A 7,565-nucleotide genomic window follows, 5' to 3' on the forward strand; every position below is an offset into this window, starting at 1 on the left:
TTCCTTGATCACCGCAGGTAGGGGGGAGCGGGATCAGGCGGCGGGCTGGGCGCCGGGAACAGAGGCGCCGACCGCCAGGGCCTCGCGCACCGAGGTCCACGACGCCAGCACCGAGCGCACGTCCTCGCGGCGCTCGCCCGCCAGCGCGCGCTCGTGCGCGCGCTCCAGCACGTCGTCCACGAGCACCCGCGCCCCCGCCTCGGCCGAGGCCACCGCGGCCTCCACCATCACCAGGCTCATGACGTTCTCGTGCACCTCCCCGTGCGGGGTGGTGCCCGCGCGCAGGGCGCGGGTGAACGCCCGCAGGGAACCGGCGATCTCCCGGCCCGGGTCCTGCGCGGGGGCCACCTGCCGGCCCGAGGTGGTCTCCAGCACGGGGGCCGAGTCGCCGTCCCAGCGGGCCGTCCCCGCCGAGCCGGACAGCCGCCACGCGCCGTTCCACGACGTCTCCAGGCCCGGCGAGCACCAGCTGCCGGTGTAGACGTAACGCACCCCGCCGGTCATCTCGAACACGGCGCTGGCCGCCGCGTCCCCGGCGTACCAGCTCCAGGAGGGGTTGAACTCCTCGCAGTACACCGACACCGGTTCGGCCCCGAGCAGGAACCGGGCGGTGTCGAAGGGGTGGATCGCCATGTCCAGCAGCAGCGGGTGCGCCATCTCCTCGCGGAACCCGCCGAAGCGGGGCGCCTTGAAGAACTCGGTGGTCAGCACGCCCAGGTCGCCCAGCACGCGCGCCTGCTCGCGGAACGCGTGCAGGTGGGCGTTGTAGCGGCGGGACTGGCTGACGACGAACATCCGGCCGGTGACCTCGGCGGCCGCCACCAGCGACAGGGCCTGGGCGACGTCCTCGGCGACCGGCTTCTCCCCCAGCACCGGCAGCCCCGCGAACAGCGCCGCCGTGGTCACCGGGTGGTGCGCGCGCGGCACGGTGACGTTGACGACGGCGTCCGCCCCGGTGGCGCGGGCCAGTTCGACGGCGTCGCGGCCCAGCGGCACGTCCGGCACACCGGCCTCCGCGGCGGCCGCGCGGGCGACGTCCAGGTCCAGGTCCACCACGCCCGCCAGCTCCACCTCGTCGTCCGCGAGGATCGTGCGCAGCCACGCCCGGCCCATGCCGCCCGCGCCGACGAGGACGACGCGCAGCGGCTCGCTCACTGCTGACCCTCCTGCGCCTGCGCCTTCAGCGCCCCCTGGTAGCCGTGACCGGTGTAGAAGTCCTCGGTCTCGTAGCGCAGCAGCGTCGGGACCGCCCGCTCCGGCCGCAGGGTGACCGCCCACTCGACGGCGTTGGAGATCACCTTGCGGACGCCCTCGTGGAAGTAGGTGGGGTACTCCTGGTCGCCGGGACGGAAGTAGAAGATCTTCCCGTGCCCGCGCTTGAAGGTGCAGCCGGAGCGGAACACCTCCCCGCCGGAGAAGGAGGAGATGAAGACGAGCTCGTCGGGGGTGGGGATGTCGAAGAACTCCCCGTACATCTCGTCCTCGTCGATGATCATGGGGTGGTCGATCCCCTGCGCGATGGGGTGGGTCGGGTCCACCGTCCACACCAGCTCGCGGTCGTGCTCGGCGCGCCAGCGCAGCGTGCAGGTGGTGCCCATCAGCCGGGTGAACACCTTCGACCAGTGCCCGGAGTGCAGGACGATCAGGCCCATGCCCTCCAGGACGTGGCGCTGCACTCGCTCGGCGACCTCGTCGGAGACCTCGCCGTGCGCGGCGTGGCCCCACCAGGTGAGGACGTCGGTGTCGCGCAGCACCTCCTCGGTCAGGCCGTGCTCGGGCTCGTCCAGGGTGGCGGTGCGCACCACGGCGCGCTCGCCCAGGTTGGCCTCGATGCCCTGGGCGACGGCGCCGTGCATGCCGTCGGGGTAGCGCTTCGCGACCTCCGGCTCGAGCTGCTCGTGGCGGTTCTCGCCCCAGACGGTCACGCGGATCGGGTCGGTCACGGGTCCTCCTCGGGACTGTCGTGGTTCGGTTTCGTCCCTCAGGACTTGACGGCTCCGCCGGTCACCCCGGTGGCCACGTAGCGCTGGGCCACGAGCAGCAGGGCGATGGCGGGCAGCGACGACAGCACGGCCGTCGCCATGATCGGGGACCAGTCGTTCACGAAGCTGCCCACGTACGTGTACAGGCTCAGCGTGACCGGACGGACGTCCTCGGTGGTGGTGAGCGTGAGGGCGAACAGGAAGTCGCCCCACGCGAACAGGAACGTGAACAGGCCGGCGGTGATGAGGGCGTTGCGCGCCATGGGCAGCACCACGGACACGAAGGCCCGCACGTGCCCGGCGCCGTCGACGTAGGCGGCCTCCACGATGGAGCGCGGGATCCCGCCCATGAAGGCGCGCATGACGAGGATGGAGAACGGCACGCCCGCCGCGGAGTCGGCAAGGATCAGCCCACCGATGGTGTTGAGCATGCCGAGGTCGCTGTAAGCGCTGTACAGGGCGTTCGCCACGACGATGCCGGGGACCATCTGGGTGACGAGGATGCCGAACAGCACCGGAGTCGCCCAGCGCAGCTCGAACTGGGCCATCGCGTAGGCGGCGGGCGTGGCGATCAGCAGGCTGAAGACGACGCTGCCCAGACCCACCAGCAGGCTGGTGACGAGGTTGCCGCCCTGCTCGCGGATCGCGGTGGCGTAGCCGTCGAGGGTGAAGTCGAACGGCAACCACGGGGTGGCCACCGCTCCCCCGGCCGGCTGCAGGGAGACGTTCAGCATCCAGTACAGCGGGAACAGCATGAAGGCGATGATGGCCACCCCGATGACGGTGTGACCCAGGCGGCGCGGCTGCCGGGCCCGGGCGCGCTGGCCCCCGGGCGCGGTGCTCGCCGCGGGTTTCGTCGTGGTGCTCACGGTTCTCCTCACTCGTCCACGGCGCGGCGGTTCATCCGCAGGTAGACGACGGCGAAGGCCAGCGAGAGCAGGACGAGGATGTTGCCGAGCGCGGCACCCTGCCCGAAGTCGAACTGGCGGAACGACACGGCGTACGACAACGTCGCGATGGTCTGGGTCGAGTTCGCGGGGCCGCCGTTGGTGAGCCCCAGGATCACGTCCAGCACCTTGAGGGTGTAGACGACGCCGAGGACGAGGACCACGGTGACGACGGGGCGCAGCATCGGCCAGGTGATGTGGCGGAACGCCCGCCACCCGGTCGCCCCGTCGAGCGCCCCGGCCTCGTACAGCTCGTCGGGGATCTCCTGCAGGCCGCCGTACAGGATCGTCATGTTGAAGGGGATGCCCAGCCAGATGTTGACGCCGATGACCGCGACGAGTGCGAGCGTGGTGCTGGTCAGCCAGTCGGGCCGGACCTCGACGAAGGGCAGGAGGGTCAGCAGCCGGTTCAGCACCCCGTTGTCGGTGTCCAGGATCCACCGCCACACGGCGGTGGCGGCGATCATGGGGATCAGCCACGGCAGCAGGATCAGCGATCGCAGGAACCCGGACAGCGGGAACCTGCGGCGGAAGAAGACCGCGATGGCCAGCCCCAGGACGAACTGCCCCACGATGGAACCCGCCGTGAACAGGACGGTGTTCAGCAGCGCCCGGTCGAAGACGGCCGAGGACAGGACGGCGGTGTAGTTGTCCAGGCCCACCCACGGCGCCTCACCGGTGTAGAAGGTGGAGGTCGTGTAGGCCTGGAACCCCATGACGATGTTCTTGACGACGGGGTACCCGAAGAACAGCAGCAGGTAGGCGACCGCGGGGGCCAGGAAGGCGACCTCGACGAGCCGGGTGCGCAGGTTGCGCCCGCCCCGCCGCGGGGCGGAGACCGGGGCCCCCGCCCCCTTCGCGCGGCCGGCTGCCCGTTCCGCGGCGTGGACGTCAGCCATCCTGGGCCTGCCGCAGCGCGTCCTCCGGCGTCATGCCGCCCACGAGGGCGTTCTGCACGGCGGTGTAGATCTTCGTGGCGGCGTCGGGCCACTCCTCGCCGAGCTGCCCGGTGCGCGAGCGCAGGTCGGGGACCTGCTCGGCGAAGGACTCCAGCGCCGGGACCTGGGCCACGGCCTCGTCGGTCAGCTCCGGCTTGGTGGGCACGGTGTTGGTGCCGACGGCCGCTGCGACCATGTTCTCGTCGGAGTTCAGGCACTGCACGAACTCCGCGGCCTTGGCCTGCTTCTCCTCGTCCCCCGTCCGCGGGACGGTCCACGTCTCCCCGCCGAACGGGGAGACCACCGGCGCCCCGGCGGTGGGTGCGGGGATCGGCACGATGCCGTAGTCCAGGTCGGGGTTCTCGGCGAGCGAGCCGAAGTTCCAGGGGCCGTTGACCATCATGGCGGCGTTGCCGGCCTTGAACTGGTCGGCGACGTCGGCCTGTCCCCAGGTGACGACCGACTTCGAGGCGGCCCCGGAGGAGACCAGGTCGACCCACAGCTGCAGCGCCTCGGCGGTCTCGGAGGTCGCGATGTCCCGCTCGTCGCCGCCGTTGGACCACATGAAGGGCAGGAACTGCCAGGTGCCCTCGAAGCTGTTCATGGCGGAGAACGCGACGCCGTACTGGTCGCCCTGGGTGAGCGCCTGGGCGGTGGTCCGCAGCTCGTCCCACGTGGTGGGCGGCTGCAGGCCGGCGGCTTCGAAGATCGCCTCGTTGTAGAACAGGGCGATCGTGTTGGTGACCGGCTGCAGGCCGTACAGCTCGCCCTCGTAGGTGGAGGCGTCGACGACGCCCTCGGCGTACCCCTCGGTGGTGATGCCGTAGTCGCCCAGCGGCGCCAGCGCCCCGGTGGCGGCGATCTGCTGCAGGTCGGGGTTGTCGAGCATGAGGACGTCGGGGAGCGTGCGGGAGGAGCTCTGCTGGAGGACCTTGGAGATGAGGGTCTCGCCCGGCACGGACTCGCGCTCGATCGTCACCCCCACCTCGGTGCCGCAGTCCTCCAGCAGGCCCTGCCACACCGTCTTGTTGGGGTCGTCGTTGTGGTAGTCCAGGACGCGCAGGGTGTTCGGGTCGCCGGAGGCGGTACCTCCCCCGCTGCCACCGCCGCAGGCGCCCAGCGCCAGGGGCAGCAGCGCCAGTGCGGCGATGCCTGCGCGCACGGTCCCTCGTCGAGCCATGTCGTCCTCCTCGTCTCGCCCACCGCTTCGTGGGCTGTCGGCGTTCGATCGTCGATGCGTATCGATCCAGGTCGTGCTGCGCCCCGTCCCCCCGGGGCCGCGGTGGGTCAGCCGGCGGTGCGCACGGAGCGCCGCCGGGTCAGCTCCGCCGGCACCCGGCGCACCTCGCCGGGCGCCGCCGGGTCGTCCAGGAGCTCGAACAGCCACTCCATCGCCTGCCGCGAGACGTCCCGCGGCTGGGTGGACACCGCCGTCAGCGGCACCGCCTGGGCCTCGGCCTCGGCGTCCGTGGACAGGGCCACGAGGTCCACGTCGCGCCCGGCCACCAGGTCCCGGCGCAGCAGCGCGTTGAGCACCTCCTGGGCGCCGGTGGTGACCACCAGCCCCGGCGGCGCACCCGGGGTGCTCAGCACGTCCGCCAAGCAGTGCTCGACCGCCCCCTGCCCCGCGGGGACGGCGCACCAGCGCAGCGCCACCCCCCGCTCGGCCGCGGCGCGCTCGGCCGCGGCCCGGAAGCGCGGCACGTAGTTGATGCCGCGCTCCTCCGCCTCCGGGGTCCAGCCCAGCACGGCCACCTCGCGGTTCCCCGCGCCGGCCAGTTCCGCCACGAGCAGCGCCGCAGCACCCTCGAAGTCGAAGTCGACGCAGTGCAGCCCCGCGGAGTCGCCCGGCACACCGATGAACAGCGCGGGCCGGCTCAGGGAACGGGCCACCGCCGCGCGCTCGTCCTCGGTGCGCACCTCCATGACGACGACCGCGTCGCACAGCGCCCCGCCGACGACCCGTTGCAGCGCACCGGGTCCCTCGTCCGCGGTGACGATGAGCAGGTCGTGGTCGCGGGCGCGCGCGGCCAGGGCGATCTCCTCCACGAACGCCATGAGGCCGTGGGCGCTCAACGGGCTGCGGAACGGCACGACGGCCGCGATGACGTTGGTGCGCCGACCGGCCAGGGCGCGCGCGCCCGCGTTCGGCTGGTACGTCAGCTGGGCGATCGCGTCCTCGACGAGCCGCCTCGTCTTCTCCGAGATGGGCCGCTTGCCGCTCATCACGTAGGAGACGGTGCTCTGGGAGACGCCGGCGATGCGCGCCACGTCCTTGCTCGTCGGGACCCTGGCCACGTCGCCTCCTCCCCCGCGCTCGTCATCGATGCGTATCGAGGACGACCGTAACCGCCACCCGGCGACGCGCGCAAGGACACCGCTCAAGTCGTGACCTCCCCGTGCCGATGCGCCTCCGGAACCGCACCAGAGCAGGGAGCCACCGTGCCCAGAACGTTCCGCGCCCGCCGCCGGGCCACCACCGCCCTGGTGTGCGCGCTGGCCGCGCTGCCCTGCGTCTCCGCCGCGGCCTCCCCGTCCGGCTCCGGCGACGTGCCCGTGGACCTGCTGCGCCACGTCGGGGACCGGCTGGTGCTCGAGACCGTCACCGCCCCGGACACGGACGCGGCCCGGCGCCTGGCCGCGCGCCTGGCCGAGGACGAGTCGGTGTCCTCCGCCGCCCCGCGCACCACCTACCACCTGGCGCCGGGCACGGCCGACCCCCTCGACGTCCGCGCGACGGCCACCACCGACCCCCTCCTGGGCCACGCCGGCCACCTCGAGGAGGTGCACGCGCCGGCCGCGTGGCCCACCACCACGGGCGACGACCTCACCGTGGCGGTCCTGGACAGCGGCGTCGACCCCACCGCGCCCGACCTGGCCGGGCGGGTCCTGCCCGGCGCGAACTTCGCGTCCGGCACCGACATCGGCACCCACGGCACCCAGGTCGCCACCGTCCTCGCCGGCGCGTACGGCAACGGCGTGGGCGCCGCGGGTGTCGCCCCCGACGTCGACGTCCTGCCGGTGCGGGTGTGCACGCCCACCGGCTGCCCGGGCAGCGCGGTGGCGCAGGGCATCGTGTGGGCCACCGACCACGGCGCGGACGTGCTGAACCTGTCCCTGGGCGGTGAGACGTACAGCGCGGTGACCGCCGACGCGGTGGCCTACGCCGCCGGCAAGGGCGTCGTCGTGGTGGCGGCCGCCGGGAACTCCGGCGACACGGGCAACCCGGTGGAGTACCCGGCCTCGTACCCGGGGGTGGTCTCCGCGTCGGCGTCGGCGGTCGGCGGCGGTGCCGCGCCGTGGGCGCAGCACAACACCGCGGTGGACGTCAGCGCCCCCGGCGAGCGGATCCCCGCCGGCGGGCCCGCCAGCGAGGGGCACGACTACTTCGCGGTGACGGGGACGTCGTTCTCCGCCCCGCAGGTGGCGGCCGCGGCCGCCCTGGTGCGGTCGGTGAACCGGACGGCGACGGCGGCGCAGGTCGAGGGGCTGCTGCGCTCCACGGCGTCGCCGCGGCCGTCCTGGCCGGCGGGGTACGGCACCGGGATGCTCGACGTGGCCGCCGCGGTCCGCGCCGCCGCGGCGCCGGTGCCCGTCAGCGCCCCGACTCCCCTGGTGCCCCGCCGCACCCGCACCGTCCACCGCTGATCCGCCCCTGACACCCACCCCCACCCTGCGGTGATCAAGGAAGTGGCAAC

At 73.2% G+C, this 7,565-nt stretch carries 7 protein-coding genes; 1 reads left to right on the plus strand and 6 read right to left on the minus strand.

Annotated elements, in window-relative coordinates; all coding sequences use genetic code 11:
- Positions 1 to 33: 33 nt before the first annotated feature.
- From MN205_RS13985 to MN205_RS14010, 6 genes are all read right to left on the minus strand, one after another.
- Positions 34 to 1,155, minus strand: a complete 1,122-nt coding sequence (locus MN205_RS13985; RefSeq protein WP_242128278.1) for a Gfo/Idh/MocA family protein — start codon at positions 1,153 to 1,155, stop codon at positions 34 to 36.
- Positions 1,152 to 1,943: a ThuA domain-containing protein gene (locus tag MN205_RS13990; RefSeq protein WP_242128280.1), complete on the minus strand. Its 792-nt coding sequence runs from the start codon at positions 1,941 to 1,943 to the stop codon at positions 1,152 to 1,154. The genes MN205_RS13985 and MN205_RS13990 overlap by 4 nt, the downstream gene beginning before the upstream one ends.
- A gap of 38 nt (positions 1,944 to 1,981) precedes the next feature.
- On the minus strand, positions 1,982 to 2,851 hold the full coding sequence (locus tag MN205_RS13995; RefSeq protein ID WP_242128282.1) for a carbohydrate ABC transporter permease: 870 nt from the start codon (positions 2,849 to 2,851) through the stop codon (positions 1,982 to 1,984).
- Between the two features lie 8 nt (positions 2,852 to 2,859).
- Entirely contained in the window at positions 2,860 to 3,828 is a 969-nt protein-coding gene (locus MN205_RS14000) for a carbohydrate ABC transporter permease (protein ID WP_242128284.1), read from the minus strand.
- Positions 3,821 to 5,047, minus strand: coding sequence for a sugar ABC transporter substrate-binding protein (locus MN205_RS14005; protein ID WP_242128286.1), 1,227 nt, complete (start codon positions 5,045 to 5,047; stop codon positions 3,821 to 3,823). The genes MN205_RS14000 and MN205_RS14005 overlap by 8 nt, the downstream gene beginning before the upstream one ends.
- Positions 5,048 to 5,154: 107 nt before the next feature.
- Positions 5,155 to 6,165 (minus strand): LacI family DNA-binding transcriptional regulator, encoded by a 1,011-nt coding sequence (locus MN205_RS14010; RefSeq protein ID WP_242128288.1) that lies wholly within the window; start codon positions 6,163 to 6,165, stop codon positions 5,155 to 5,157.
- A 144-nt stretch (positions 6,166 to 6,309) separates the two neighbouring features.
- Between MN205_RS14010 and MN205_RS14015 the strand changes: the two genes are divergently transcribed.
- Positions 6,310 to 7,515, plus strand: coding sequence for a S8 family serine peptidase (locus MN205_RS14015; RefSeq protein WP_242128290.1), 1,206 nt, complete (start codon positions 6,310 to 6,312; stop codon positions 7,513 to 7,515).
- The last annotated feature ends 50 nt before the right edge of the window (positions 7,516 to 7,565 follow it).

It is taken from the genome of Kineococcus sp. TRM81007 (assembly GCF_022669155.1).
Taxonomy (GTDB): domain Bacteria; phylum Actinomycetota; class Actinomycetes; order Actinomycetales; family Kineococcaceae; genus Kineococcus.

Bases quoted from the DNA above. Each gene is read 5' to 3' on its own strand.
- MN205_RS14000 (WP_242128284.1), bottom strand. From the start codon at position 3,828: ATGGCTGACGTCCACGCCGCGGAACGGGCAGCCGGCCGCGCGAAGGGG.
- MN205_RS14005 (WP_242128286.1), bottom strand. From the start codon at position 5,047: ATGGCTCGACGAGGGACCGTGCGCGCAGGCATCGCCGCACTGGCGCTG.